General features: G+C 41.0%; 23 protein-coding genes and 1 pseudogene. 10 read left to right on the top strand and 14 right to left on the bottom strand.

Annotated features, from left to right (window positions below; genetic code table 11):
• The first annotated feature begins 42 nt into the window (after nucleotides 1-42).
• From OIZ54_RS04235 to OIZ54_RS04225, 3 genes are all read left to right on the top strand, one after another.
• Nucleotides 43-1263: a M24 family metallopeptidase gene (locus tag OIZ54_RS04235; RefSeq protein ID WP_024031939.1), complete on the top strand. Its 1221-nt coding sequence runs from the start codon at nucleotides 43-45 to the stop codon at nucleotides 1261-1263.
• A 110-nt stretch (nucleotides 1264-1373) separates the two neighbouring features.
• Nucleotides 1374-2033: a DsbA family oxidoreductase gene (locus OIZ54_RS04230; protein WP_264389805.1), complete on the top strand. Its 660-nt coding sequence runs from the start codon at nucleotides 1374-1376 to the stop codon at nucleotides 2031-2033.
• A gap of 332 nt (nucleotides 2034-2365) precedes the next feature.
• The gene (locus OIZ54_RS04225) at nucleotides 2366-3097 is read left to right on the top strand and encodes a MauE/DoxX family redox-associated membrane protein (protein WP_264389804.1); all 732 of its coding nucleotides are present in this window, start codon (nucleotides 2366-2368) and stop codon (nucleotides 3095-3097) included.
• Nucleotides 3098-3158: 61 nt separating this feature from the next.
• Here OIZ54_RS04225 and OIZ54_RS04220 read toward each other — a convergent pair whose 3' ends face one another.
• From OIZ54_RS04220 to OIZ54_RS04195, 5 genes and pseudogenes are all read right to left on the bottom strand, one after another.
• Complete coding sequence (locus tag OIZ54_RS04220; RefSeq protein ID WP_004588770.1) at nucleotides 3159-3437, bottom strand: peptidylprolyl isomerase; 279 nt, start codon at nucleotides 3435-3437, stop codon at nucleotides 3159-3161.
• Between the two features lie 87 nt (nucleotides 3438-3524).
• A pseudogene (locus OIZ54_RS04215) lies at nucleotides 3525-3839 on the bottom strand (thiol-disulfide oxidoreductase DCC family protein); the annotation flags it as partial.
• A 393-nt stretch (nucleotides 3840-4232) separates the two neighbouring features.
• Nucleotides 4233-4760 carry a response regulator transcription factor gene (locus tag OIZ54_RS04205; RefSeq protein ID WP_121638417.1) on the bottom strand — a complete coding sequence of 176 codons (528 nt, stop codon included), beginning with the start codon at nucleotides 4758-4760 and terminating at the stop codon, nucleotides 4233-4235.
• Nucleotides 4757-5998 (bottom strand): ATP-binding protein, encoded by a 1242-nt coding sequence (locus OIZ54_RS04200; protein WP_264389978.1) that lies wholly within the window; start codon nucleotides 5996-5998, stop codon nucleotides 4757-4759. Before OIZ54_RS04200 ends, OIZ54_RS04205 begins: the two co-directional genes overlap by 4 nt.
• 44 nt (nucleotides 5999-6042) lie before the next feature.
• On the bottom strand, nucleotides 6043-6447 hold the full coding sequence (locus tag OIZ54_RS04195; RefSeq protein WP_264389803.1) for a nuclear transport factor 2 family protein: 405 nt from the start codon (nucleotides 6445-6447) through the stop codon (nucleotides 6043-6045).
• A gap of 367 nt (nucleotides 6448-6814) precedes the next feature.
• Between OIZ54_RS04195 and OIZ54_RS04190 the strand changes: the two genes are divergently transcribed.
• Both OIZ54_RS04190 and OIZ54_RS04185 read left to right on the top strand, forming a co-directional pair.
• Nucleotides 6815-7894: a ketoacyl-ACP synthase III gene (locus OIZ54_RS04190; RefSeq protein ID WP_121638415.1), complete on the top strand. Its 1080-nt coding sequence runs from the start codon at nucleotides 6815-6817 to the stop codon at nucleotides 7892-7894.
• A 96-nt stretch (nucleotides 7895-7990) separates the two neighbouring features.
• Nucleotides 7991-8377 carry a VOC family protein gene (locus OIZ54_RS04185; RefSeq protein WP_264389802.1) on the top strand — a complete coding sequence of 129 codons (387 nt, stop codon included), beginning with the start codon at nucleotides 7991-7993 and terminating at the stop codon, nucleotides 8375-8377.
• 17 nt (nucleotides 8378-8394) lie between these two features.
• Here the strand turns inward: OIZ54_RS04185 and OIZ54_RS04180 are convergent, their stop codons facing one another.
• Both OIZ54_RS04180 and OIZ54_RS04175 read right to left on the bottom strand, forming a co-directional pair.
• Nucleotides 8395-9756, bottom strand: a complete 1362-nt coding sequence (locus tag OIZ54_RS04180) for a leucyl aminopeptidase family protein (protein ID WP_126009088.1) — start codon at nucleotides 9754-9756, stop codon at nucleotides 8395-8397.
• Nucleotides 9757-9838: 82 nt separating this feature from the next.
• The gene (locus tag OIZ54_RS04175; RefSeq protein ID WP_024031949.1) at nucleotides 9839-10261 is read right to left on the bottom strand and encodes a hypothetical protein; all 423 of its coding nucleotides are present in this window, start codon (nucleotides 10259-10261) and stop codon (nucleotides 9839-9841) included.
• Nucleotides 10262-10365: 104 nt separating this feature from the next.
• Here OIZ54_RS04175 and OIZ54_RS04170 point away from each other — a divergent pair, with 104 nt between their 5' ends.
• The 3 genes from OIZ54_RS04170 to OIZ54_RS04160 all read left to right on the top strand — a co-directional run bounded on the left by OIZ54_RS04170 (nucleotide 10366) and on the right by OIZ54_RS04160 (nucleotide 14952).
• Nucleotides 10366-10533 (top strand): oxidoreductase-like domain-containing protein, encoded by a 168-nt coding sequence (locus tag OIZ54_RS04170; protein ID WP_096042878.1) that lies wholly within the window; start codon nucleotides 10366-10368, stop codon nucleotides 10531-10533.
• A 325-nt stretch (nucleotides 10534-10858) separates the two neighbouring features.
• Complete coding sequence (locus OIZ54_RS04165) at nucleotides 10859-13438, top strand: TonB-dependent receptor plug domain-containing protein (RefSeq protein ID WP_248461920.1); 2580 nt, start codon at nucleotides 10859-10861, stop codon at nucleotides 13436-13438.
• Between the two features lie 86 nt (nucleotides 13439-13524).
• Entirely contained in the window at nucleotides 13525-14952 is a 1428-nt protein-coding gene (locus OIZ54_RS04160; RefSeq protein ID WP_264389801.1) for a tetratricopeptide repeat-containing sulfotransferase family protein, read from the top strand.
• Nucleotides 14953-14962: 10 nt separating this feature from the next.
• Here the strand turns inward: OIZ54_RS04160 and OIZ54_RS04155 are convergent, their stop codons facing one another.
• Nucleotides 14963-15865: an alpha/beta hydrolase gene (locus tag OIZ54_RS04155; protein WP_264389800.1), complete on the bottom strand. Its 903-nt coding sequence runs from the start codon at nucleotides 15863-15865 to the stop codon at nucleotides 14963-14965.
• A 128-nt stretch (nucleotides 15866-15993) separates the two neighbouring features.
• Here OIZ54_RS04155 and rlmF point away from each other — a divergent pair, with 128 nt between their 5' ends.
• Both rlmF and ltaE read left to right on the top strand, forming a co-directional pair.
• A complete protein-coding gene (rlmF, locus tag OIZ54_RS04150; RefSeq protein ID WP_264389799.1) occupies nucleotides 15994-16926 on the top strand; it encodes a 23S rRNA (adenine(1618)-N(6))-methyltransferase RlmF in 933 nt (310 codons plus the stop codon).
• Nucleotides 16927-16974: 48 nt separating this feature from the next.
• The gene (gene ltaE, locus OIZ54_RS04145; RefSeq protein ID WP_264389798.1) at nucleotides 16975-17979 is read left to right on the top strand and encodes a low-specificity L-threonine aldolase; all 1005 of its coding nucleotides are present in this window, start codon (nucleotides 16975-16977) and stop codon (nucleotides 17977-17979) included.
• Here the strand turns inward: ltaE and OIZ54_RS04140 are convergent.
• The 6 genes from OIZ54_RS04140 to OIZ54_RS04115 form a co-directional block, all read right to left on the bottom strand.
• Complete coding sequence (locus tag OIZ54_RS04140; protein WP_004588785.1) at nucleotides 17962-18546, bottom strand: thymidine kinase; 585 nt, start codon at nucleotides 18544-18546, stop codon at nucleotides 17962-17964. The two genes, ltaE and OIZ54_RS04140, sit on opposite strands and share 18 nt — an antisense overlap.
• A gap of 101 nt (nucleotides 18547-18647) precedes the next feature.
• Nucleotides 18648-19442 (bottom strand): hypothetical protein, encoded by a 795-nt coding sequence (locus tag OIZ54_RS04135; RefSeq protein ID WP_055253902.1) that lies wholly within the window; start codon nucleotides 19440-19442, stop codon nucleotides 18648-18650.
• Between the two features lie 67 nt (nucleotides 19443-19509).
• Complete coding sequence (locus OIZ54_RS04130; RefSeq protein ID WP_264389797.1) at nucleotides 19510-19980, bottom strand: methylated-DNA--[protein]-cysteine S-methyltransferase; 471 nt, start codon at nucleotides 19978-19980, stop codon at nucleotides 19510-19512.
• Nucleotides 19977-21332, bottom strand: a complete 1356-nt coding sequence (locus tag OIZ54_RS04125; protein ID WP_264389796.1) for a DNA-3-methyladenine glycosylase 2 family protein — start codon at nucleotides 21330-21332, stop codon at nucleotides 19977-19979. Before OIZ54_RS04125 ends, OIZ54_RS04130 begins: the two co-directional genes overlap by 4 nt.
• 128 nt (nucleotides 21333-21460) lie before the next feature.
• Nucleotides 21461-21946, bottom strand: a complete 486-nt coding sequence (locus tag OIZ54_RS04120; protein ID WP_029774246.1) for a GNAT family N-acetyltransferase — start codon at nucleotides 21944-21946, stop codon at nucleotides 21461-21463.
• 10 nt (nucleotides 21947-21956) lie between these two features.
• Nucleotides 21957-26714: a PAS domain-containing protein gene (locus tag OIZ54_RS04115; protein ID WP_264389795.1), complete on the bottom strand. Its 4758-nt coding sequence runs from the start codon at nucleotides 26712-26714 to the stop codon at nucleotides 21957-21959.
• Nucleotides 26715-26846: the final 132 nt, after the last annotated feature.

Below are 26846 nucleotides of genomic sequence, written 5' to 3'. Positions count from 1 at the left end.
CAAGTATTTATGCAGCTTGGTATTGAAACCAAGGAGACTTTTATGGCCACACTAGGCGTTGGTACACACACAAGCGAGCAAGCATTAGCGGGATTAAGCAATATGACCGCCAATGTAACCCCTATTCAAGCAGATGAATATTTGCAGCGCATTGCAAAAGCACAAGCTTACATGCAAGCAAATAATATAGATGCAATTTATTTAAATGCAGGTACAAACCTTACTTATTTTACAGGCATGAAGTGGTATGCAAGTGAGCGCATGGTTGGCGCCATTTTACCCGCTATAGGCGATGTACAATACATAGCCCCTTATTTTGAAATTGGCACCCTAAACGGCTTTAAAGTGATTGAAGGCCCCATTCATGGCTGGCAAGAACACGAAAGTCCATATGCGTTATTTGTAAGTGTACTCAAGCAGCTCAACATTAATGACAATGCCACAATAGGCATTGATGAAAGTGCACAGTTTTTTATATTCGACGGTATAAACAAAGCGCAAAAAGGCCTAAATATAGTTAATGCACAGAGCGTTACTGCACATTGCCGCATGCATAAATCGGCAAACGAATTAGCGCTCATGCAATGCGCAATGGATATGACTTTAGCTGTACATCAAGCAACTGCAAGCATGCTTTACGAAGGTATTACCACCACAGAGGTAGAAGCCTTCATTAAAAAAGCGCATCAAAAAGTAGGTGCCCCCGGTAACTATTTTTGTATTGTTTTATTTGGTGTGGCGACCTCATTTCCACATGGCGTTAAAGATGCGCAAGTGCTTAAAAAAGGCGATATGGTATTAATAGATACCGGTTGCAAAGTGCATGATTACCTTTCAGATATAACCCGCACCTATGTATTTGGTGAGCCAACAGTGCGCCAGCGCATGTTTTGGGATCATGAAAAAGCAGCTCAACTCGCCGCTTTTAGTGCTGCAAAAATTGGCGCTACGTGTGAAGCAGTTGATGCAGGCGCTCGTCACTATTTAGCGGCTCAAGGATTGGGGCCACAGTACCAAACACCCGGCTGCCCGCATCGTACGGGCCATGGTATTGGCTTAGATATTCACGAATGGCCTTATTTAGTCGGTGGAGACAAAACCCCACTTGCACCTGGCATGTGTTTTAGTAACGAGCCAATGCTAGTTATACCTGATGAATTTGGTGTACGTTTAGAAGATCACTTTTATATGACCGACAACGGCCCACATTGGTTTACACAACCAAGTTACAGTATTGACGACCCGTTTGGGCTTAACGCTTAAACCCTTTATAAAGAGCAGCAATTAGCTGCTCTTTTTAGTTTAAGGATTGATAATGCATACTTCATCCCAATATCCTCTGTTATACCAAAGCAATCCGCAAAAGGATGAATATGAAAAACTTTAAAATTGATATCGTGTCAGACGTAATGTGCCCATGGTGCGTAATAGGTTACAAAAACCTAGAAACAGCGCTTGGCCAACTTAAAGACGAGATGAGTGCAGATATTACGTGGCATCCTTTTGAGTTAAACCCTGACATGCCGCTTGAAGGTCAAAACTTAAACGAGCATCTAATGCAAAAATACAACCTAAGCGAAGAACAAGGCGATGAAAATCGTAAAAACATGTTCGAAGCAGGTCAGCGTGCCGGTTTTACCTTTAATTTTGATGGTGAGCGCATCATGATCAACAGCTTTGATTTACACCGCCTACTTACTTGGGCGCGTGAAGAAGATAAGCAAACCGAATTAAAGCTTGCCATGTTTGAAGCACACTTCACCGATTTAAAATACTTAAATCAAGAAGAGGCACTGCTTGATATAGTAGAAAGTGTTGGCCTTGATAAAGAACAGGCCCGCAGTATTTTACACTCAGATAAATACGTTCAAACAGTACGACAAGAGCAAGACCGCTTTAAACAACTCGGTATTACCTCGGTACCTACATTTATTATCAACGATAAATATGCAATCAGTGGCGGACAACCAAGCGACTCGTTTATTCAAGCACTAAAACAAATTAGTGAAGAAGAAGCCAAGCAAGAAGTTTAGCAAGTAAGCTGCTGTTTAATATATAAGGCTGCGCAATACAGTCTTATATGATTTTAAAGGTGCAGCGTGACTTTCCTGTCTACGTGAGCCGATATTTCTATAAGCTTTTAACAAAAACCCTCTGCTACTCAAACTTCACCCTCTGCGCTTTTATAAAAGTGCTGGCACTATACGTGCATTGTCTATTTTGTGTTCTTAATGAGTGTGCTGTGCGCTATTTTATTTCAAATGCCACGTAAATATTACAACGTGCCATTAAATTATTTCAGACCGCCATTCACTCACTATTACTTAAAGGCTATCGAGTAACTAATTACGCATAAGGAGCAAGCATGGCTAAGTCAGCAACATTATATAGAATGGCAACCGATGAACATATATGTCCGTTTGGACTCAAATCAAAAGATTTACTTAAGCGAAAGGGCTATAAGGTAGATGATAAGCCGCTGACTTCGCGCGAAGAAACCGATGCATTTCAACAAAAGCACAATGTTGATACCACACCACAAACATTTATCGATAACGAACGCATTGGCGGGTATGACGACCTGCGCACTTACTTTAATAAATCGGAGCCTGGCCAACAAGGTACTACTTATACTCCCGTAACGGCCATTTTTGCTGTTACCCTATTGCTTGCCTTTGCATTTAGCTACTCGACTGGCTTTGCACTTTTTTCTATGCATACAGTTATGCTGTTTGTCGCATTAACAATGGGCGTACTGGCTATTCAAAAATTACGCGACTTATACAGCTTTAGTAATTCTTTTATAACCTATGATTTATTTGCGATGAAAGTAGTGAGATATGCTTATGTGTATCCATTTTTAGAAGCATTTGTAAGTATTGGCATGATTTCAGGGCTTTCAGCTTATATTGTTGCACCAATTTCTTTATTTATTGGGGGTGTTGGCGCCGTGTCGGTGATTAAGGCTGTTTACATAGACAAACGAGAGCTTAAATGTGCCTGTGTTGGCGGAGATAGTAATGTACCGCTGGGGTTTGTCTCTCTAACCGAAAACCTGTTTATGATTGCTGCGGGTATCTGGATGTTTGTTAAATAAAAAAACTGAATACTAAAAAGGCTGCAGTGTGCAGCCTTTTTAGTATTTGTCAGCGAGCTTATTAAGTACGATAAAGCACTTTAATTACATGCCAGCCAAATTTAGTTTTAACTAAATGTGGCTCTAAAATTGCGCCATTAAAGGCTATTTTGTCAAACTGCGGAACCATTTGCCCGCGTCTAAATTCGCCAAGGTCACCGCCTTTTTTACCTGATGGGCACGACGAGTATTTTTTAGCTAAGGTTTGAAATTTGGCACCTTTACCTAATTGCTTAATAATGTCTTCTGCTATTTCTTTGTGTTTAACCAATATGTGGAGTGCGTGCGCTGTACTTGCCATTTCAAAGCCCTGATAATTTAAAACGCGGCGATTTTAGCACAGCCACCTAAACCTAGCATCTACTTATAGCTAAGTTAACTTAGCCAATTATAAATAATGTTTTGCGTCCTCTGGGTTGGGTATTCTGCAATACTGATATTTGCCAAATAAGGTATACCGGTTTAAAGCAATTTTATCGTATAGCCAATTATTAAAGGTGTTGGGTAAAACACTAAATACAGTGGCTAGTTTGTAGGGGTAACCTAGCTGCTTAACCACTTCAAAAAAAGCATGGCTTTGCGTGTACGCTTTGCCGTTTTGTAGGTAAACCAGTGAAGCGTATTGTGTGGTTGAAAAACCAAAGTGAGTTAATAACAGTGCACCTTTTGGGGATTGCACGCTGCACAGTTTAAAAATGGCAGTGGCATCGTTACTAGGGCCTGTTGACCTTTCAGGATTAAAATTTGTTCAATCTAGGGGCCATTTAATCGCGGCGCGAGGTTTGTAACCTAGTGGGCTAAGTAAAAACCGAGCAACAAAGAGTAAATGACCCCTAGGCAGAAACCCTTCGGGCAGCGCCTGTTTGGCATTTATGCTACGTTATCGCCTATTTATGGGGAACAACCACACTACATAGGCTCTGTCTTGCCTAATTACCAAACAGGCTGCTGCAAATTTAACCTCGAAAGATAAACAGGCCCTAATAATAAAATTACACCACGCACTACATAATTTGCACTGTGCATCGAATAATATAATTTTTTGATTAAGCATTAATGTAGCCGCATCATCACTCATTTTATACCCCTTAAGCGGTTACTGCTGAACCGGCTTTTTTTGTAACTTACGCTGCAATGTGCGCCTATGCATATTGAGTTGCCGCGCAGTGGCCGACACATTACCGTTATTACTACGTAGCACTTGCTGAATATGCTCCCACTCTAAACGCTCTGGTGACATAACTGGTGTGGCAACATCACTAACATTTTGTGTATTTACATCTGCGTTTAGGGCCTTTAATAACGTGGCCATATCAACGGGTTTAGTAAGGTAATCGTTAGCGCCTAAACGCATGGCCTCTACAGCGGTGGCTATGCTTGCAAACCCTGTTAATAATACAATATACGCTTGCGGTAATAAGCTGCGAAGTGGCTTAATTAAGGCAAGGCCGTTGTCGTCACCTAGTTTCATATCGAGCAAAATAAAATCTGGTAAGTGTTTATGTGCACTGAGTAATGCATCACTTTGGTTATGCGCAACTTCACAACTAAAGCCTTGTTTTGTTAAACGCCGAGCAAGTGTACTGGCAAGATTTATATCGTCTTCAATTATAAGTAATTTCATGAAAGTGATTGCTCATTATTTGCTATGGCTAATTTTACTTTAGCCACTGCCCCGCCACCAGCGTGATTATACAAAGTTAACGAGCCGTTTAGTCGCTCAAACGTTACATTAGAAAGTAAAACCGCAAGCCCCATACCTTGGCTGCTAGGCATAAGTTGCCCGCCAAGCTCTGCTAATTGTGATTGGCTAAAACCGCTACCAAAATCACGAATTAGCAAATATATACTTTCACTGTGTTGATTATCTTGCTGCCAGTTTAGCTCTAACTGGGTTTGGTTATTTTTTTGATTAGCAATGCATGCATTTTGTAGCAAATTGAGAATAGCAGGCAGTAGCATTGCTTCACTTTTTAAGGTGACTGCTATTGGCTCACTTAACCAATTAATGTGCTGATCAGGGTATTGCAGTAATAATGTATCGATGATCTGCGTTTGTAGCTGCTTTACTGTAATGTGCTCGGTGGTATTTTTATTACGAAGCTGAGCAGAGAGCTTTCTAAAGTCATTTAATTGCCTAGCACATTGCTTGAGCGGCGTTTGCATTTGCACCACGACAGGGTTATTTGGCTGATCTTCTAAAAGCTCTTCAAATAGTAATTGTAAGTTAGCGATAGGACTGGCTAGTTGATGGGTTATTTGCGCAGCTGCGCCATCTAGGGTTACCAGTTGCTCGTTGCGCAATTGCTGCTCGCGAGCTTTAGCTATTGTGCGCTCTCGCTCCTTTAATGCTCTACTCATAGCGCCAATAACCAAAGCGATAACGCTTGCACTTAAAACAAAGTTAACCCACATGCCTATAAAATGCCCGCTCATATTCATTTGATGCATACTGTGATCGGGCATTCTAATTAATAAAAAGCTATAGGCGGCAATAGCAAGAACCGCTATATAAGCCAAGCCTTTTTCACGAAGAGTGACCGCTGCAATCATGATAGGTAACAATAATAGCGATACAAACGCATTGGTTGCGCCGCCACTTAATGAGAGCAAAATAGTTAAAAACAGCACATCCGCAGTGAGCTGCATTAACATCCCTATAGGGCGCGCTTGGCTAACATTTCGATAAGCGAATACGCTTACTAATTGAAATATCGCCTCTATAGCTATTACCACTAATAAAGGGAGTAACGCTATTTGGTGTTCTAATAAAAAATACACGCTTAGTACAGCAATTAACTGCACAGCAATAGCACCACTTCGCAGCATTAGAAGGCGGCTAATGGTCGGGTCGGTTTGCATAAACAAGGTGTGATGTACCTATAAAATTTAATACGTTAAAAAAGTTAATCTTCATCCATTGATATAGTAAACAGCGCGCACGGGGTCCCTTGATGAAATACCATTTTCCATTGTTCATTACTTTTACGCCAAAGCGACATACGTAAGGAGTAATTAAACTCACTTCGGGCTGAGCGCCTATAAGCCGCTTGGTAACTAATTTGCGCGACATCATCGCTAAGCATTCGTCCTTTAAAGTGCTGATAATAAAACTGCGGAACAACCTCGGTAGGTAAACGTGTTAGTACGTGCTGCTTATCAAATACGGTGCCATTAGCTGCAATTTCAATAAACTCATCATCAAGTAAGGCATTTAATGCATGGCTTGATTGACGAACATCGGGGTCGAGCAACTTTCGTTCTGCCTCAATCAAGTGATTAAACAACGACACTTTTATTTTATTGCTCATGGGCTTCCTTATTATGTATGCAATTGCCACGTGTTTGTGTGTTTATACGTTAAACGGGCAGTAATTAATAATATCGGCTTACTTTAATTCACTCAAGCTAACAGCTTGAACGCAGTGCCATAAACGCGAGCCCTTACGTTTAAGTAAAGCCGCAAAGTCATGTGCTTTTCAATTATATGCTGTTTAACACATCGCTACGTATAGTTTTAATACTTGCTTACTCTTTAAACAAGCTTTACGTTAAATTGCCCACAATTACTATTATTTACGAGACAAAACAGGTTAATAACTTCTCTTAAAGGGCAATTTTTGATATAACTCACCCATTAGCAATACACGTCAGACCACCTTTTTAAGAGAACACACTATGGCCTACGCACATATTACTGGTTGGGGTAAATGTATTCCACCAGCAAGCATTAGCAACGATGAAATTAGCGAAATAGTTGATACCAACGATGAGTGGATCACCACACGTACTGGTATTAAATCTCGTAGGGTTAGCCATGTTAGCACTGCAGAACTTGCAACCGTTGCCGCAAAGCACGCCATCGATTGTGCAGGGATTGACGCAAAAGATATCGATTTAGTTATTTTAGCAACGTGTACCCCTTCTACTGTGGTGGCCAATACCGCCTCTTTAGTACAGAAAAACATTGGTGCTACCGGCGCTGCAGCTATGGATACCAATGCTGCGTGTTCTGGTTTTTTATATGCTCTTCAGGCAGCTACCGCTCAAATTCAGGCAGGTATGATTAAAAAAGCCGTGGTTATAGCTGCTGAGCGCATGACCTGGTATGTAAACTGGGCACGCCGTGACAGCGCTGTATTATTTGGTGATGGTGCAGGCGCAGTAGTACTCGAAGCCGCAGATACACCCGCAGGCCTACTTGGTACTAAAACCGGTTGCGACAGCGAAGACAGAGACATTTTGCATATCACCAACTTTGGTAGTGATTTAAATAAATATGAGCCAATTGGCCCATCAGACTTACTATTTGAAGGCCGTGAAATATTCAAACGTGCCGTTAAAGGTATGAGCGAAGCGTGTGATGATGTATTAACGCAAGCCAATCTAAGCCTTGATGACATTAACGTATTAGTGCCACACCAAGCTAATTTACGTATTATTCAAGCAATTCAGCATCGTTTAAAAGTGCCGGATGAAAAAGTAATGGTAAACATTGCTGACTACGGCAATACCTCAGCCGCCACGATTGCTATTGCGTTATGCGAAGCCGTAGAGCAAGGCTTAATTAAGCCGCATTCAAATATTATGTCGGCAGCGTTTGGCGCAGGTTTAACGTGGGCAGCAAGCTATATAAAATGGGGCGAGCGTGTAACGCCGATTAAAGTTAGTGATGCAACTTTGCCACCGTGTGAGCTAACTGGCCTTGAGCTTGTAGCCCCCGCAGTTAAAGCCTGCAAAGACGCTGAGCCTAGCTAAACGTTTTTAAGCACATAAAAATTAAACGCACTTTTTAGTGCGTTTTTGTTTTTTAGGAGAACAAACTCATGGAACTAACTACATGGAACTAACTACATGGAACTATTAGGCATTCATCATGCTGCTGTTATTTGCAGTGACTACGCCCGCTCTAAGCACTTTTATAGTAACGTACTTAAACTTAAAGTTATTAACGAGCATTTTAGGGCCGCGCGTAATTCGTATAAATTAGATTTAGCGATGCCTGATGGCAGCCAAATAGAGTTATTTTCGTTTGATGGAGCACCTGCAAGACCAAGCTACCCAGAAGCGCAAGGCTTAAGGCATTTAGCATTTAAAGTTAAAAACGTTGCCCAAGCAAAGCAGTATTTAGAGTCACATAATATAACAGTGGAAGAGATAAGAGTGGATGAAATAACCGGCAAAAAATTCACCTTTTTTGCCGATCCAGATAACTTACCGCTTGAGTTATACGAGGTATAACCCTCGTATAACAAGGTTTATTTAAAGCGGCTTTGCAAGTAATTAAATACTGCACGAATACCTAACGCTTCGCCGCCAGTTGGGCGACCAGGTAATGCACGTAAATTCCACGCCATTACATCAAAATGTACCCAGGGTGTGGTTGGCTCTACAAACTCTTTTAAATAAAGCGCCGCGGTAATTGCACCACCAAATGGTGTGCTGGCACAGTTTGCCATATCGGCTACATCGCTCTTTAAAAAGCTTTTGTACTGATCAAATAAAGGCAATTGCCATACTGGGTCGCTTACATCCATACCGGCATCAATAATACCATTTGCTACATCGCGCTCTGTTGAGAAAAAGCCCGGCAGCTCAGTACCTAAAGCAACACGACAAGCACCGGTAAGGGTCGCAAAGTCAATAATTAGCTCAGGGTTATCGTTTTGTGCCTCGCTTAGCGCGTCACACAATACTAAACGCCCTTCTGCGTCGGTATTGTCTATTTCAACCATAATGCCTTTACGCGTTTTAATTACATCACCTGGGCGAAATGCATTTCGCGATACCGCATTTTCAACCGCAGGCACTAAAACACGCAGTCTAATTGGTAAATTAGCCGCCATAATTAGCTGCGCTAAAGCAATAACGTGCGCTGCCCCGCCCATGTCTTTTTTCATGTTACGCATGCCCGAGCTTGGTTTTAAATCAAGCCCGCCAGAGTCAAAACATACCCCTTTACCAACTAAGGTAATAAGTGGTGCGTTTTCATCGCCCCATTTTAAATCAAGTAAACGCGGTTTGTTTTCGCTCGCGCGCCCGACCATGTGTATTGTTGGGTAATTTTGCTCAAGTAGCTCATCGCCAATCCACTGGGTAAATTCACCGTTGTAATTATTGGCTAAATCTTCCATTACTTGCGATAAATGCTGCGGCATCATATCTACCGCAGGTGTGTTTACTAAATCACGCGCTAAATAAATGGCATCGGCTTGTTGCTTAATACGCTGATACAGCGCTTCATCGGCAATGGCTAATTGTGCTTTGGCAGTTGGTTTTTCTTTATATTCACTAAATTCATAGCCGCCTAACACAAAACCAAGCGCGACTTGCTCTATAAAGGCATCATCGCCTTGAATTTGATACGTGCCCAGCGGTAATTTATTGGCAAGCTCGCCTGCGGCCCAAAAATCATCTTGGCTTTGTAATAAACAATAAACGTGGCTTAGCTCACCGGTTTGCGCGTCAGGCACAAGCGCTAAACCTTGCTTTTCAAAGCCGCTATTTGTTAACCATGTTTGGATAAAAGCCGGTTGTTGTGATTGCCAGTCAGTTAACTCGTTTTTAAGAATAAAAGATAAAGGAATACCAGAAGAAGTATGACGAAGTAATGCACTCATTGAAAAGCTCATATAATAAAAAATGGTAGCTCAAAGCATACCAATAAGACCGGCTAAAAGGTATAGCTAATTTTAGCCAGATTTATTCTTTATTAGGCGCTTTAGTGTGTTGTTTTAAATCCTCTTTAACTATTTCGGCGTCTAGCTCTTTAACTGGTTTATTAATGTTAAACGAGCTAGGCAACACATCTACACCTACCATTCTGCCTAGCTTTACAACCAATGGAATAGTAATAGGGGCAAACGGCAGTACGGCAAATACACCTAAGCCAAGCCCTTTTAAAATATCTACAAACTGCTCATTAGCACGCTTTAACTCTTCTTTGCTGGTTTGCCCTTGCGTGTAACGCCTATAAATGGTGAGCATTTCTATGGTTTCTTGCCTTTCTTGCGCAAGAGCAATTTTTAGCGCCACCATTGCACGACGAAAGCGAAGCTGTTGGCGCTTTTTACTAATTTTAACTACCCGCCAAGGCGCACGGTGAATAACTTTATATAATCGCATACCCTTTATTTTCACACATAAAGGGTTTTACACAAGAATAATTTACTTAATACGCCCTATACTTTACTCTTTTGCACCATAACAGTGCTCACAAGCTCATTTTTATGCAAAACAAACAAATAATAGTACTCCTCAAACCCCAAAAACCACAGCCTGATGAATGCTGCGGCGGAGGTAGCTGTAGCCCTTGCGTGTGGGACGAATACAGACAAAAATATCGTGACTGGCAAGCGCAAAACACACCACCTGCCTCACCAAAAGAAACAAGTTGATAACATCCACCCACCCACTTCGCGCATTAAATCTTCGAAAAAGCGATAAAACCGCACTTTATTAGTTCAAATTAGTTACATACTGCACCATTGTTGCAAATATATTTTATTTTGAACTTTTTGTTATTAAAGAGTTAATTATTAATTGCCCTGAAAGTTTTTTATGTATAGTCTGTACATAGGACTTCACATGAGGTGGGCTTTTAGCTTTAAGAAGTCGAGTAGGTTGACTCTTTATCCCCATGTGAATACGTCCAAAATTATAAATAAGTAATGTTAATTACTGCATTACGTACAAAATATATTCTAACTGGGGAAAATTAGAATGAAACTTAAAAGCAACGCGCTAAATCAAGCAATTAAATTTGCATTAGCAACAACAACCACCGCAGGTTTGTTTATTTCAGGTTCTGCTGTTGCAGCAGAAGAAAGTGAAACTAAAGTTAATAAAAACGTTGAAAAAATTGCCGTAGTGGGTACTCGCTCAGCGCCACGCTCTATTGGTGATTCACCGGTTCCTATTGATATTATTGGCGGTGAAGAGCTAGAAAAGTCTGGTAACACAGACATGCTAGAGCTACTTAAAGGCTCTGTTCCTTCTTTTAATGTTCACCAAAACCCAATCAGTGATGCCGCATCACTAGTACGCCCAGCTAACTTACGTGGCTTACCTTCAGACAGCACATTAATTCTTTTAAACGGTAAACGCCGTCACCGTGCTTCTGTTATTGCATTTTTAGGTGGTGGTATTAACGATGGTGCACAAGGCGCTGATATTTCAGTTATTCCTAGCATTGCACTTAAGCAAGTAGAAGTACTACGTGATGGCGCAGCAGCACAATACGGCTCAGATGCAATCGCAGGTGTAATGAACTTCCAACTTAAAGATGCCTCTGAAGGCGGTAAATTTGAAGTACGCCATGGTCAATACTACGAAGGCGACGGTGATACCACACAGATATCGGGTAACGTAGGCTTACCATTTACTGACAACGGTTTTGCTAACTTAAGTTTTCAATATAAAACAGCAGATGCAACAAGTCGCTCAGAGCAACGCCCTGATGCAGCTGCACTTTCTGCTGCAGGTGTACCAGAGGTTTCTTCGCTTGCGCAAGTTTGGGGTGCTCCAGAGGTTGATGACGACATTTCAATTTTTGGTAACTTTGGTTTAGAACTAACAAACGATTCAGAATTTTATATGTTTGGTAACTACTCTGAGCGTGATGTACGTGGTGGTTTTTACTACCGTAACCCGCATACTCGCCCAGGTGTATACTCAAACGATGGCGGTGAAACACTGCTTGTTGCCGATTTAACAGAAGACATGAGCGGTAACTGTCCAACTATCGCAATTGATGACAACGTACTAGATAACCCAGACTACATTAGCGGTGTTGCTAATAACCCTGATTGTTTTGCATTTAACGAAACCATTCCTGGCGGTTTTACACCTAACTTTGGTGGTAACATTACCGATACCTCTTTAACTATTGGTACAAAGGGTATGTTTACGGGTGGTTTCCTTAAAGATGCATTTTACGATTTAAGTGGTACGGTGGGTTTAAACGAATCTCGCTACTTTATTTACGACACGGTTAATGCGTCGTTAGGTGCAGACAGCCCACGTGATTTTAGCCCAGGTAAATATGAGCAACTAGAGAAAAACTTTAACTTTGACCTTTCTAAAGGCTTTAATTTAGGCCTAGCGTACGATGTAAATATTGCCGGTGGTTTAGAATGGCACGAAGAAACATTTACTGTAATTTCGGGTGATGAAGCATCATTCACTGCAGGTCCTTTAACTGAGCAAGGTTTTGGTATTGGCTCTAATGGTTTCCCTGGTTTCAAACCTTCTGATGCAGGCGAATATACACGCCGTAACTACGCAGCTTATGTAGATATTGAAGCACCATTTACAGAAGAATTCTTAATGGGCCTTGCCGTACGTTTTGAAGATTACGACAGCTTTGGTACAACAACAAACTACAAAGTAATGGCGCAGTACCACGTAACTGAAGATCTAAATATTCGTGGCTCAGTAAGCACAGGTTTCCGTGCCCCTACTGTTGGCCAAGCGAACGTTAGTAACGTACAAACAAACTTAAGTGATGGTGTATTACAAGATTCTGCATTATTACCACCAACAAACCCAATTGCAGTGCAATTAGGTGGTACAGAGCTTGAGCCAGAAGAATCGCAAAGCTACACATTAGGTGCGGTTTACACTATTGGCGATTTATTTGTAACACTTGATTACTACAATATTGAAGTTGATGACCGTATCAGCCAATCAGAAAAAATTGTACTTAGCCAAGATGATAAAGACACGTTAGAAGCAGCAGGCGTACCAAATGCGCAAAGCTATGCACAAGTAAGCTTTTTCACTAATGACTTTGATACAACAACACAAGGTATTGACTTAGTAGCAAACTACACAGCTGACATGCTAGGCGGAAGCTCTACATTTAGCCTTGCTTACAACTGGAATGAAACTGAGGTAACTAAGTTCAGCGACATTACTGGTGAGTTTAAAGTTAAGCGTTTAGAAGAAGATTTACCTAACCACCGTGCAACGCTTACTTGGGCACAGCAGTGGGAATCTTTTTCAATGTTTACCCGTGCTAATTACTACGGCGAATACCAAGGTGTTCACGTAGATTACGATGCAACAGCAAAAACAGCTGACGCAGCCGTGACCATTGACGCTGAAATAACGTACTTCTTAAATGAGTCTATTAGCTTCTCGGTAGGTGCACAAAACATCTTTGACCAAGACGCTGAAAAACTTGATTTTGAAGACCGTACGGGTATCCCTAACAATAACTGGGGTGGCCAATACTACGAAACGTCTCCATACGGTATTAACGGTGGCTTCTACTACGCGAAAGCAACCTATACTTTCTAATATTTTTTCATGATAAACCAAGGCGAAATGTTAAGACATTTCGCCTTTTTTATTTTATATTAATTAAAAAACAATAATGCCTCATCATGCTAATTAAAAAAGCCAATCAATTACTACAAGAAAATAAACTCAAAGAAGCCGAGTTTCATTTTAAAGCAATTTTAAATAGTAACCCGCAAAGCGGCGAAGCATTATTTGGTTTAGGCAGGATAGCACTTAGGTTAGAGCGCTTTGATGCAGCGGTATACTTATTACAAAAAGCATGCGAACGTTTACCCCATATGCTTGAGCCACTGCACGCCCTAGCCGATGCATTTAACGGCGTTAATTCCCCTAATGATGCGCTTAAAGTACTCGAATATGCTAAAAGTCTCGCAAGCCATAACCCAGAGCCTCATTATTATTTAGCTCAGCATTATTTAAGCTACGGCGAATTAGACAAAGCACACACCACATTTGCGCATGCGCTAAGCATGGGGCTATACCCCGTAACTGCCTATATTTTATTTGAACTAGTACAATTAGGCCGTTTCAATAAAGAACATAATTATGTGAGCAACCTGCACCACTTTTTAACGCAAACGAATAACGTGCGTTTAAAAATGGTGTGTTACTACGCGTTAGGAAAAAGCTACGACAAACTAGAAGATACAGAGCAAGCATTTAACTATTATGTGCTTGCCAACAAACTTCAAAAAAAGCTTACTCACTTTAAAACCAGTGACTTAGTGCCTTTCTATGAGGCAATTATAACGCATAATACACAACAGCTAATTGCATCTGCCGATCACACTTTTACCGGTACTATTACGCCCGTGTTTATTATTGGTATGCCCCGCAGCGGCTCAACCTTACTTGAGCAAATGATGGCCTGCCACTCACAGTTTGCCACATTAGGTGAAAACACCAGTATCGCTAACCAAGTGGTGGCATTTATAGAGCAGCAAACGCAAACCCCTTACCCGCAATGCTTAAGCGCACTTAGTAACGATTTAATCGCAAAAGCTCGCAATATTTATATTGAAGAGTTAAAAAAAGCACAGCCTATACGCCCTTTCATAATTAATAAGCTACCGAGTAACTATCAGTCTATTGGCTTAATTTACTTGCTGTTCCCTAATGCTAAATTTATTAATTTAAGTAGGGATTTTAACGCCACTGCTTTTTCGGTGTTCAGTAACTACTTTGCCGAAAATGAGCCGTACTTTTGTGATTTAAAAGAATTTAAACTTTACCATGCGTTGTATGCAAAATTAATGGAGCATTGGCGCAGCCTGCCCTCATTACCGCTATACGATATTCATTATGAGCAAATAGTTGCCGAGCCTGAGTCGCAGCTAAGTGCTTTATTTTCGTTTTTAGGGTGTGAGTATGAACCGCAATGCTTAGCATTTTATAAGCGTAAGGCTGCTGTTAGCACATTAAGCAAACAAGCCATTAGGCAGCCAATTAATGCACAGGCACTTGCGCATTGGGAGCGCTATAAAACACCGCTTTTAAAACAATTTGAATGAGCCTAATTGCCTAACTGTACTCGTTAAACCAGCTTACAACATCTTTAAATTGCTCATCCCGTGCCTGCGGGTGAGTAAGCATATTAATATGATCGTAATCCACACTATGACCATGGCGCTTGCCATAAATTTTAAGGGTTTGTTTTCCAGGTCCGGACTCTTCCATAAACTTTTTAATATCAATAGGCTGCGCAAGAGCCTTATCGTTTACAGCGCCAATATGTAGTGTAGGAGGCACCTGCACTTTAGCTAAGGCTTTTGCATAGTCAAAACCATCATCGCTATCTATCCATGGCCTTTTTTTAGCCCACTGCATGCTTTGATAATGCGACTTTTGCGATTCGTTATCGCTGCCCCACTTATAGCCTTTTGCGTTTAAGTACCCCTGTTTTTTAGCCAATATGGGCGCCATAAAGTACCAAATTATATTTGCTTGTAGTAACTTTTTAGGGTGATTGTTAAACAAAGAGCGTTTAGAGCCAAAATAAGCACACGCTTTAACCTCTTTTAAATACTCAGGAAAACGTGCAAAAACGCTATTCATTAAAACGCCCCCCCAAGAGTGAGCAACCCAATAGTCTGGCTTTTTACCCTCGAATTGTTCAATGTAATTAATAAAGGCGGGGATATCTTCTACTATTGCCTCTGTTTGACCATATTTAGCCTGCGGCGAAATAAGCGGCTTGCTCTCTCCACGTCCGCGCAGGTCTGCTACATAACAGCAATAGCCTTGCTCAGCCAAATAAGGGGCTAGCCCTTTATTGCTATGAGTATAAAAAATTTTGCCATTTTCTACTGCGCCGTGCATAAAAAACACCACGGGGCCCGCTTGCTTGTCGTTTGCTATACGGCGTAAATGCAGCGTTTGCTGATTGCCTAGTTGAACAAAATGAGAGTGCTGTGTAATTGCCACAAATTTTCCTTTATTATTTTTAGCCACTCATCCTACCAGTACCATTGTTAATTCTAAAGTAAATGGTTGCACTTTTTAGTGGGGCATTTGATACAATTGCGCCATTATTTAATTGCTAAATTAATGCTATGAAATCAAAACAAGTCTCTAACAAGCTCCACCCACGCAACCAACATTTACATGGCTACGATTTAGACATGCTATGCGATAAGCACGATACGTTAACCCCTTTCATCATCGTCACCCCTGCGGGGAGTAAGAGCATTGACTTTACCAATAACGCAGCAGTAAAAACGCTTAATCAAGCGCTTTTAAAAGCGCATTATAAAATAGATTTTTGGGATATTCCTGAGCATAATCTTTGCCCTCCTATTCCTGGTCGCGTTGATTACATTCATTACTTGGCAGACTTATTAAGCGACGACAACCAACAAAATATTCCAACTGGCAGGCAAATTAAAGTGCTCGATATTGGCACAGGGGTCAATTTGGTCTACCCGTTAACGGGTAGTCATGAATACAACTGGCACTTTACTGGTAGCGACATCGATGCAAATTCAATAAAAATAGCGAAGCAAATCGCCCAATTTAATGGTTTAAAAATAACCCTTAAACACCAAAAAAACGCATCATCTATTTTTGAAAACATTATAAATCAAAAAGATTTATTTCATTTAACCCTGTGTAACCCCCCATTTCACGCAAGCGCAGAAGAGGCCAATAAAGGGTCGCAGCGCAAATGGAAAAACTTAGGAAAATCGCCTAAAAACCCCCTTAATTTTGGCGGGCAAAATAATGAGCTATGGTGCGAGGGCGGCGAAGCACAGTTTATTAGCAATATGATTGCTCAAAGTGAGCAATTTGCAGAGCAAGTAATATGGTTTACTTCCTTGGTTTCAAAAAAAGAAACGCTTAAAGTGTTAGAAAATAAATTAAGCACCCTCCCTATTGCCGAATATAAAATTATAGACATGGCACAAGGGCAAAAAGTAAGTCGCTTTATTGCCTGGAGTTATTTTGATAAAGCCACCCGTGAACAAATTTTTGAAGAGCTTGTTTAAACCCATAAAACAATAAAGCCTGTAGTACTTAATAAAGGAATAAAAACCATGATAGATTTTCGCTCAGACACGGTTACTAAACCTTCAAAAGCCATGCGCGATATAATGTATAACGCGCCAGTAGGCGATGATGTGTACGGGGATGATCCTGGCGTAAACCAGCTAGAAGCCTATGCAAGTGAGCGTTTTAGCTTTGAAGCCGCACTTTATTGCAGCTCCGGCACGCAAGCTAACTTACTTGCGCTTATGGCCCATTGCGAACGCGGAGATGAATATATTTGCGGGCAAAATGCCCATAACTATAAATTTGAAGGCGGTGGCGCTGCAGTATTAGGCTCTATTCAACCACAACCGATTGAGAATGAACCCGATGGCAGCCTCTGCTTTGATAAAATTGCCGCAGCAATAAAACCAGACGATAGCCATTTTGCCAACACCCGCTTACTTAGCCTTGAAAACACCATAGGCGGAAAAGTGCTCCCCCTTAGCTACTTAGCCAAAGCACGTTACTTTGTAAATGAGCACTCGTTAGCTCTGCACTTAGATGGCGCACGTGCGTTTAATGCAGCGGTTGAATTAAACGTTGATATTACAGATATTACCCAGCATTTTGACTCTGTTTCAATTTGCTTATCAAAAGGGCTAGGTGCTCCCGTTGGCTCGCTATTACTGGGCACAAAGGCGCTTATCACAAAAGCACGGCGCTGGAGAAAAGTACTCGGTGGTGGCATGCGCCAAGCCGGAATGCTGGCAGCCGCGGGGCAATACGCACTTGAAAATAACGCCTCTCGTTTAAAAGACGATCACGCTAATGCGCGTTATTTAGCAAGTAAGCTTAACGAACTCGATGGGTTTAGCGTTGATATGAGTAACACCACCAACATGGTATATGCGCGCTATTCAAGTGAGTTAAACATAGCGCATATTAGCGAGCAATTAGCACAACAAGGCATATTAATTAGCCCAAGCAAACAGCTTAGGCTAGTCACTCATCTTGATATAAACCAAGATGATATAGATACTTTTATACGAGCCTTAGCGGCCCATATTTAACTCAGCCTTATAGTGCTTGCGGCACACCGACACATAACGGTCGTTGCCGCCGATTTCTACTTGGTTACCATCGGCAATGGCATTGCCGTTTTCATCTGTACGCAATACATGATTGGCTTTACGGCCGCAATGGCACACTGTTTTAAGCTCAACCAGTTTATCGGCCCATGCTAGCAAGTACTGAGAGCCAATAAATAACTCACCTCTAAAGTCGCTTCGCAGGCCATAACACAATACCGGAATACCAAGTTCATCAACCACATCAGTCAGCTGCATAACTTGCTCTTTAGACAAAAACTGGCATTCGTCAACCAATACACAGTGGCGCTTTTTTTCGTTTTGCAGATTTTGGATCAGCTCAAAAACATTTTTTGACGCATCAAATATATGCGCATCAGCTTGCAGCCCGATACGAGACGATACTTTTCCTACACCAGAGCGGTTATCAATTGCAGCCGTTAAAATAACTGGCTCCATACCGCGTTCACGATAGTTAAACGCAGATTGTAATAAGGTGGTTGATTTACCCGCATTCATCGCAGAGTAGTAAAAGTATAATTGAGCCATTGCCGTGCCTTAAGATAAAAAGTGCGCTTATGCTACCTTAATATGCGATTAATACCAATTTCATATCGCTATTTTAGTTAATAAGCGCTTTGATTTTCTTATTACTCAACAGCTTGCAAGTATTTTATATAAATTTGTGCACTGTCAAAGCGCGCTAACCACTGCCATATCTCTTTACTAAGCTGGCTATTTTGCTGGTAAAACTGCTTTGAAAAAATTAAATAACCGTCGGTTGTTTCATAAGGTGGGTAAAGGGGTTTTACATCGCTCCCTTTATGTTGATAGCTCGACACTTTTAAGTCATCTACTTGGCATAAATCAACACTTGCCTGTACCACTCCTTTATCAAGTAATTCAAATGCTTTGTCTTTTGAAAAAGTATTATGAATATAAAAAGGCTCTTCTTTTAGCGCGCTGTTTAAGCCATAGCCATTAGGAATGGCGATAGTGAACGCTTTATTTTGAAATACTTCACGTGTTTGCCATTGTTTATGAAAACGAGCTCGCCCTATTAAACAGCTACTAAAACGACTCACTGCAAATTTTTCTAGCAACACCCCTTTTTCGTTTGTAGGGTACACCGCAAAACGTTCACGCCCATCACGATAGCTGGCAATAACGGCATTAACACGGTTAAGCTCTAAATCGTTTAGGCATCTGCGCCATGGTTTTCTAACAAATGAAATAGCCACATTGGGTATGTCGGCATCCAGTTGCTTTAAAATTTCAATTGAGGCGCCAGGGTTATCTATAGGTACCTCTTGCCCAATGCCCAAAAACATAGGTGCAACGTCTTTATCTTCGTAGCAAAATATAAGCGTTTGAGGGTTAGCAAACACCGCTGAAGAAAACATCAAACCAAATATAAATAAATAATTTAAGCTGCTGATACTCATAATAATTTTTATTAGTAAATAATGTAAATTGTAGCTTGTGATAACAAAGCTGCCAGTGCTGTAACAGTTAAATTATCCCTTCATGCTTTAGTAGCCAACTTTTTCTCTCAAGGCCACCAGCGTACCCAGTAAGCTTTGAGTTTGCACCAATAATTCGATGGCATGGCACAATAATACTAATGGGGTTTTTGCCATTTGCAGCCCCGACTGCTCTTACCGCCTTAGGGTTATTTAATTGTTTAGCTATATCGCCGTAGGTCATGGTTTTGCCAAAAGGGACGCTAAGCAACGCTTGCCACACACCATTTTGAAAAGGCGTACCTTGCGTATCTAATGGCACATTAAAGGTTTTGCGCTGACCATTAAAGTATTCCTTTAATTGTTGTACGCAGATTAAAACCGCTTCATTTGTTACTTGCTCAACGGGTGTATGGGTGTAGTGTGTTTTTGGGTAAAAACCAACATAGCTCACCCCGTTTTCAGTCGCTTGAATAATAACATCGTCAATCGGGCTCGAAATTGCGGTCTGTATAATCATGAAAGTTGCTGCCATAGTTGAAACGTTAAGTACGAGCGAAATGGAGCGCTCAGCTCTGGGTTAAATTGCTTAGCATTGATCAGCGCCTTTTTTACCCCGAGATCGCCGGCTAATAGTATATCTGGGTTACTTTGCCCGCGCAGTTTAGCGTAGTTAACAGTCCATGGGCCTATCCCTTTTATATCGAGCCAATTATCCAAAACCCTGTTATCGGGGTTATCAGCGCAGTACTTAGATAAATTTTTTAATGCATTTTTGCGCGATTGCGGCATTTTAAAAAATTCAAAGTCGCATGTCGCTAAATCCTCAGGCTGTGGAAAATACACTTTATCTGCGTGTTTATCGCCTCGCTCTGCAACCAGCTTTGTTACTAAAGTGTGCGCTGCCCCCACGCTAACTTGTTGACCCAATACAGCGCGGATCCCCGCTTCAAAGCTTGACCATATCCCAGGTAAGCGTAGCCCTTCACTTAATGTAAATGCCCCATTAATACTGTTTTTTAAGTGGCTTTCAATAGGGTTTATATCGGCATCTACATCAAGTACACGGCGTATGTTATTAATTACTTTTTGTAAGTGCTCGGTATTATTTATTACTATTTCAACTTTAAAATGGTTATTTTGCGCCTTAAAGTGCGCATTAAAATAACCTACCGCCCCTTTTAGCTTAAATGTTCGCCCGTAACTGGTTGGGGTTATCCACTCCATAGGCTCTATTAACCGCTTTGACAAAAAGCTGTGCAAAGCCTGCCAATTGTAAGGAGGTCTAAAAGGGAGAGTTAATACAATCACAGGGGTTGCCTCTTTTTTTGATTTTCTGAGCTTTGATGGTGCTATATTTAATTGTTGTAAAAAAGCATCGTTAAAACGTCGCACACTTTTAAACCCAGCGGCAAATGCAATATCGGTTATGGGTAATGTGGTTTCTTGAATGAGCTTTTTAGCAAACTGACATTGGTTAAATAACCGATACTGAGTAACAGACACACCAAAATGCTGATTAAATATGCGTCGCAAATAACGACTGGTAATACCCAAACGAGTAGCTAGCATTTCGCAATTACAGCTATCACCTAAATCAATTAACTGCTTAGCTCTGAGCGCGGTCGTTTTAACTCCCTGCCAAGCAGCGCTGCCCGGAGCACTATCGGGCCTGCAGCGTATACACGGTCTAAAGCCTGCTTGCGCTGCGTTGTGCGCATATTGATAATACACCACATTTTTTTCTTGAGCGGTGGGCGCGGGGCAAATTGGCCGACAATAAATGCCGGTGCTTTTTACCGCAACGTAAAATAAGCCATCAAATCGTGCATCGCGGCTTTGCCGTGCTTTTTGCCAATACTGATTATTCATGTAGGGTCTTAATCAATAAAACGTACCTTAGCATAACAATTTTTAAAGCAAATACTGGCCGTTTTCGGCACTCATCTGCTTTTAAAAAAGTATTATACCAACCCACTTAATTAAGCGTTTTAGTATCACTATTGCTCTGCAAAATCGAGCAAGTCTTGGCCTGCTAGGCGGTAGATTATCCATTCGTTTTGGGCTTTTGCCCCAATGCTATTATAAAAGTCTATAGCGGGTTTATTCCAATCCAGTACTACCCACTCAAAACGTCCACAGTCGTTTTTTATGGCTTTATTAGCAAGGTGTTTCATTATTAGTTTGCCCGCACCATTGCCACGGCTATCGGGGCTTACGTATAAATCTTCTAGATATAAGCCATTTTTACCCAGCCAGGTAGAGTAATTATAAAAATACACCGCAAAGCCAATAGGCTCATCATCTTCAAGGCAAATAACACTGTGTGCTGTTGCCCCCTCACTAAACAGCGTTTTTATAATTGCCTGCTCATCTGTTTTTACTGCATCAGGTTCTTTTTCGTAAATGGCCAGTTCGGTAATAAACTGTAAAATGGTTGGCGCATCGCTTTTTTTAGCGTCGCGTATTTGTATTTGCTTACTCATGTTATTAATCCTAAAAGTACTGCTCTATTTTTTCTTTTAAAATATCAAGCTGAATGGGTTTAGTTAAGTAGTCGTCCATACCGGCATTAATACAACGTTCTTTATCTGAGTCCATTGCATTGGCGGTTAGGGCAATTATTTTTATTGCTTTGTGCTCATCCCCTGCCATACCGTCTCGTATATTAGCCGTGGCGTCAAAGCCATCCATTACCGGCATTTGGCAATCCATTAACACTAAATCAAAATACCCTTCGTTATGCTCGCTTAAGGTATTTATGGCTTCTTGACCATTTTGCGCCAGTATTACTTCGCAATTTAGCTTTTTAAGCATCAGTGTAGAAACATGCTGATTAACGGGGTTATCCTCAACTAATAAAATTTTTGCAGGTGTGTCTGATTTTTCTTTTCTGAGTGACGAGATATACCCTGGGGTCACCAAAGGAAGGGGCTCGGTGCTGTCTGAACTTGTAATAACCGATAACGCAGAAATTAAATCGGCGGTTGTAACCGGCTTAGGAAAATAAGCCTGAAAACCAATTTTTGAGTAGCGCTGAGCGCCTTCCATACCTGCAATACTGGTCATCATTACTAATGGCATGGCTTTATAGTCATCATGTGCTTTAAGCACTTTACACAGCTCCATTCCATCCATTTCTGGCATTTGCATGTCTAGCACAGCAATATCAAACATAGGCTGATCATTTTCTATGCGCTTTGCACATAGTTCAAGCGCCTGTTTTGCACTACTGGCAAGCGTAACATTAGCCCCCCAATGCCCTAATTGCTGAGAGATAACTAAGCGGTTTGTCTCGTTATCATCAACCACTAGTACATTTAACGAACTCATATTTATATTAGGGATGGTACGTTCTTTTTCGATGCCTTCAGCCACTTGCATGGTTGCAGTAAATTCGCTGCCTTTGCCAGGTTCGCTCGCCAGTGAAATTTTACCATTCATTAGCTCACATAACTGTTTACATATTGCAAGCCCCAGCCCCGTGCCTCCGTATTCTCGCGTGGTTGATGCATCCACTTGCGAAAAAGGGGTAAATAATTGCTGTTGTTTTGCTTCGGTTATGCCTATTCCTGAGTCTTTTACTTTTATATTTAGCAGTAGGTCTTGGTCGGTTTTTTCTATAGATGCGCTCACCACCACTTCACCCTGACTGGTAAATTTAACCGCATTACTAATTAAGTTGGTTACCACTTGACGTATGCGCCCGGGGTCGCCCATTAAATGTGAAGGCTCCAAGGAGACTAAATCTAAAATAATCTCAATGCCTTTTTCTTGTGCGGTAAAGGCCTGTGCCTCGGCTATTTCGCCAATTAAGTCGCGCGCATTAAAATGTATATGCTCAAGCTCAACTTTGCCTGCTTCCGCCTTAGAAAAATCTAAAATATCGTTAATAACACCAAGTAAAGAATGAGCACTGCTTTTAGCAATAGCGACCTTTTTTTCTATTGGTTTACTTAATGGCTCTAATTCTACCAGCTCTAACATACCTAGTACGCCATTCATCGGTGTACGAATTTCGTGGCTCATGGTTGCTAAAAACTGGCTTTTTGCTACAGCAGCATCTTGTGCTTGCACTAAAGCAATCTTTAGCTTTTCAGCGGTTTCTTTACGCTTTTGCGAGACCAAGGTACTACCGACTAACGTAGCCAAAGAGCGCAAGTAGGTTTCTTCGCTTTGCGTCCAAATGTGCTTAGCCCCTACAGTTTCTGCGCATAAAATACCTAAATTTCCATCGCCTGATGAAATAACCGCATCCAGCATCGACTGAATATTTAATGGTTGAGTATAACTTTGCGTAAATTCCATGGTTGCTTTATGCGTATATACATCTTCAATTGCCACTAGGTTTTGCTCAAAAATAGCCTCATAGTAGCTTGGAAAATCAGCCTTTTTAAGAACGCCGTCAAAATCTACAAATCCATCTTGTCTAGTATATAAACCATGGCACGCCATTTCGTCGCACTGTTTGTTAAATATCCAAATAGAGGCACGCTCAACATTTAATACCTCTACCATCGACTTTATCGTCAGCTTTTTAACTTGCGCAACGTCGCTATTTTGTACCTCAGGCGAAACAGTTAATGACGCTAAATTTTTGTTATAGGCGTTTGCTTTTTCGCTTTCTAACTCTAGGCGTTTATGTGCATCAATACTTTGGAACGAGCCAAAGACACGCACACATTTGCCGTCTTTAAATTCCGCCTGCCCCATCGACTTAACCCAGCGCTCTTTACCGGTATAAGTTAAAATTATCAGCTCAACACTCCAGCTTTCGCCTAAAGTCACCGCACATTCAAACAACGTGCTAATTTTATCGCGGTGCTCTCCTGGCTTATAAAAGTTAATGGCAGTATCAATGCTAGGTTCAAACCCATCGGGAACTTCGTGTATTACTTTTACTTCGTCTGACCAATACATGGTTTGGTTTTCAAGGTTTATTTCCCATGCGCCAATTTGGCCTTGTTTACTCATTGCTTCAAGCAGGTTTTGTTGGCGGGTAATTTCTACTTGAGTATTATGGCGCTCAGTAATGTCTAAAATAAAGCCATCTAAATAAAGAACTTCGTTGTCATCGCCATAAATTGCTTGGCCTTTTTCGTGTACCCAACGAATACTGCCATCATTTCTTTTTACTCTGTATTCAATAGACCAAGGCAGCTTTTGTGCAATACAGGTACTTACCTGCAGCTCAACATCTTGATCGCCATCGTGGATAATAGCGGCAAAGCTTAGTGTTTTATTATTTATAAAGTCATCAGGCGTATAGCCTGTTATGTCTTTTACTTGGTCACTCATGTACAACATAGTCCAGGCTTTATCGAACTTACATCGATAAATAACCCCTGGAATATTTTCCACCAAAGAAGCAAAGCGATCGCGGCTATACTGTAGCTCAGACTCTATTTGCTTGCGCTCGGTAATATCTAAATGTGTTCCAATCATACGACGAGGCGACCCATCTAGGTTCCAGTCGACTACTTTTGCAGTATCGAGTACCCAAACCCAGTGGCCATCTTTGTGTTTCATTCGCGCTTCGCTGACATAGTAATCAGTGTCACCATTAAAGTGCGCTTTTAACTTTTGCTCTGAAATAACCAAATCATCGGGGTGTGCAAACTTATACCAAGTATTAATAGTGGTAGGTTCTAACTCGCTGAGTTTATAGCCTATTATTTCTGCCCAGCGATTATTAAAAGTCACTTTGCTGGTATCTATAAACCAATCCCATATTCCTACGGCGGTGGTATCTATGACTAACTGAAGCTGGGTTTTGTGCTGCTCAAGTTCAAGCTCTTGTAATTTTAATGGCGTGACATCAGTACGAATGGCTATATAGCTTTGCGGTTTACCGTGCTCATCAAAAAATGGCGCTATGGTGGTGTCTACCCAATAAAAGCCGCCATGTTTTGCTTTATTACATATTTGGCCGTTCCATACTTCACCCCGTTTAAGGGTTTTATACATGCTTTTAAAAAAGCCTTTGTCGTGCCTTCCTGAATTAAGTAAACGGTGATTTTGGCCTATAAGCTCATGTTCTTCATAGCCGCTAATTTCACAAAACTTCTTATTTACAAAAGTGATGGTGCCCGCTAAATCTGTTACCGCAACAATGGCATGCTCATCGAGGACACTTTTTTGTTCATCCAATTGTTTAAACGCAGTTTGCAAAGCAGAGCGCTGCTTTTGCAATATGCTCTGCTGCTCTTCTTTAAATGCCACCATTTTTTGAAGATCTACTGATAACCTATTTAACTCGTGGCTATCAGTTAAAGTAGGCACCTTTACTTTCTCGCCATCGGTAATTCGGGCCATTACTGAGGTAAGCTGAATTAAAGGCTTAGATAAGCGCCGGCTAAACCACCACGCTGCGCATAAAATGAGAAGTAAAGAAACTGCATTTGTAAAAATAGCCAACTGCTTATAATAAGTAGAGTCTTTGAGCATAATGTGCAAAGGTTTTGCTGCTAAAAGTTGCCACCCTTGCACACCTAAAAAATTTAAATCACTAATATATGCATGGTATGTCGTGCCGTTGGCACTGGCGTAATCAAACACTTGCTTACTGGTGAGTGCCGTTTGCGAAAAAACAGGCGCCTCATCTGCATTTGTTACTGAAGAGCGCTCTATTTTATTATTATGTAGTACAAAAAAACTCACTTCGTTGTGCATGTTGTGAATGGTGTTTAAGCTTTTTAAAAGGCCATTAATATTTACTTCTGTGAGAATTACACCCTCTAGTTGTTGCGCCGAATTAAGCAAAGGCATAGCCACAATATTAAACTGTTTGCCATTTAACATAACAGAGCCAAAAGCGGCTGGCGTTGAGGTATTAACCGAATTTATAAGCGTACTAAGCTCACCTTTGTTTATCTGCCCGTAAGGCGAAATAATGGGCTGCTTAAGTGCCGATGCAGCGATAATTTCTATACTGTTTACAAAGTCATATTGATTAACAAAATGATTTATTAATTTGCTTTGTTCAAGCGGGAAGTTAGAAAGCTGATTTTTAAAGGTATATAAATCAGTAAGGTGATCATCAAACCATAAATTAGCAAACTCTGAGGCGATAGAGCTTAATTCATGAAGCTCTGCATTTGCATTTTTTTGCAAGGTATTATTAACGTGCTGTAAGCTAAACCAGGTCAGCAAGCAAAGTGGAACAATAGCAATAACTAAAAAAGTAATGATCAGCTTACTACGCACAGACTGAGCTGTGCCATTTAGCAGCCCATACTTTTTTCCTTCAACCATGCTATATATCCAATAACTGTAATTGTATTATTTATTACCTATAATAATGCACTAAAACCTAAAAGACGCAAGTTTTAGCCCGCAAAGCGTTTAAAATACATCACATAATTACAGTTTAAACATCAATAAGTT

Source organism: Pseudoalteromonas sp. A3 (assembly GCF_025942345.1).
Classification (GTDB): Bacteria; Pseudomonadota; Gammaproteobacteria; order Enterobacterales; family Alteromonadaceae; genus Pseudoalteromonas; species Pseudoalteromonas atlantica.
The sequence above is the reverse complement of the archived record's forward strand: the minus strand, read 5'-3'. Positions and strand labels throughout refer to the sequence as shown.

What these genes read in the sequence shown, in the direction of transcription:
- OIZ54_RS04140 (WP_004588785.1), bottom strand. Translation starts at nt 18,546, where the DNA reads ATGGCTCAATTATACTTTTACTACTCTGCGATGAATGCGGGTAAATCA.
- ltaE (WP_264389798.1), top strand. Translation starts at nt 16,975, where the DNA reads ATGATAGATTTTCGCTCAGACACGGTTACTAAACCTTCAAAAGCCATG.
- OIZ54_RS04125 (WP_264389796.1), bottom strand. Translation starts at nt 21,332, where the DNA reads ATGAATAATCAGTATTGGCAAAAAGCACGGCAAAGCCGCGATGCACGA.
- OIZ54_RS04160 (WP_264389801.1), top strand. Translation starts at nt 13,525, where the DNA reads ATGCTAATTAAAAAAGCCAATCAATTACTACAAGAAAATAAACTCAAA.
- OIZ54_RS04130 (WP_264389797.1), bottom strand. Translation starts at nt 19,980, where the DNA reads ATGATTATACAGACCGCAATTTCGAGCCCGATTGACGATGTTATTATT.
- OIZ54_RS04220 (WP_004588770.1), bottom strand. Translation starts at nt 3,437, where the DNA reads ATGGCAAGTACAGCGCACGCACTCCACATATTGGTTAAACACAAAGAA.
- OIZ54_RS04180 (WP_126009088.1), bottom strand. Translation starts at nt 9,756, where the DNA reads ATGAGTGCATTACTTCGTCATACTTCTTCTGGTATTCCTTTATCTTTT.
- OIZ54_RS04195 (WP_264389803.1), bottom strand. Translation starts at nt 6,447, where the DNA reads ATGAGCAATAAAATAAAAGTGTCGTTGTTTAATCACTTGATTGAGGCA.
- OIZ54_RS04115 (WP_264389795.1), bottom strand. Translation starts at nt 26,714, where the DNA reads ATGGTTGAAGGAAAAAAGTATGGGCTGCTAAATGGCACAGCTCAGTCT.
- OIZ54_RS04190 (WP_121638415.1), top strand. Translation starts at nt 6,815, where the DNA reads ATGGCCTACGCACATATTACTGGTTGGGGTAAATGTATTCCACCAGCA.
- OIZ54_RS04230 (WP_264389805.1), top strand. Translation starts at nt 1,374, where the DNA reads ATGAAAAACTTTAAAATTGATATCGTGTCAGACGTAATGTGCCCATGG.
- OIZ54_RS04135 (WP_055253902.1), bottom strand. Translation starts at nt 19,442, where the DNA reads ATGAGTATCAGCAGCTTAAATTATTTATTTATATTTGGTTTGATGTTT.
- OIZ54_RS04175 (WP_024031949.1), bottom strand. Translation starts at nt 10,261, where the DNA reads ATGCGATTATATAAAGTTATTCACCGTGCGCCTTGGCGGGTAGTTAAA.
- rlmF (WP_264389799.1), top strand. Translation starts at nt 15,994, where the DNA reads ATGAAATCAAAACAAGTCTCTAACAAGCTCCACCCACGCAACCAACAT.
- OIZ54_RS04120 (WP_029774246.1), bottom strand. Translation starts at nt 21,946, where the DNA reads ATGAGTAAGCAAATACAAATACGCGACGCTAAAAAAAGCGATGCGCCA.
- OIZ54_RS04170 (WP_096042878.1), top strand. Translation starts at nt 10,366, where the DNA reads ATGCAAAACAAACAAATAATAGTACTCCTCAAACCCCAAAAACCACAG.
- OIZ54_RS04225 (WP_264389804.1), top strand. Translation starts at nt 2,366, where the DNA reads ATGGCTAAGTCAGCAACATTATATAGAATGGCAACCGATGAACATATA.
- OIZ54_RS04165 (WP_248461920.1), top strand. Translation starts at nt 10,859, where the DNA reads ATGAAACTTAAAAGCAACGCGCTAAATCAAGCAATTAAATTTGCATTA.
- OIZ54_RS04185 (WP_264389802.1), top strand. Translation starts at nt 7,991, where the DNA reads ATGGAACTATTAGGCATTCATCATGCTGCTGTTATTTGCAGTGACTAC.
- OIZ54_RS04200 (WP_264389978.1), bottom strand. Translation starts at nt 5,998, where the DNA reads ATGCAAACCGACCCGACCATTAGCCGCCTTCTAATGCTGCGAAGTGGT.
- OIZ54_RS04235 (WP_024031939.1), top strand. Translation starts at nt 43, where the DNA reads ATGGCCACACTAGGCGTTGGTACACACACAAGCGAGCAAGCATTAGCG.
- OIZ54_RS04205 (WP_121638417.1), bottom strand. Translation starts at nt 4,760, where the DNA reads ATGAAATTACTTATAATTGAAGACGATATAAATCTTGCCAGTACACTT.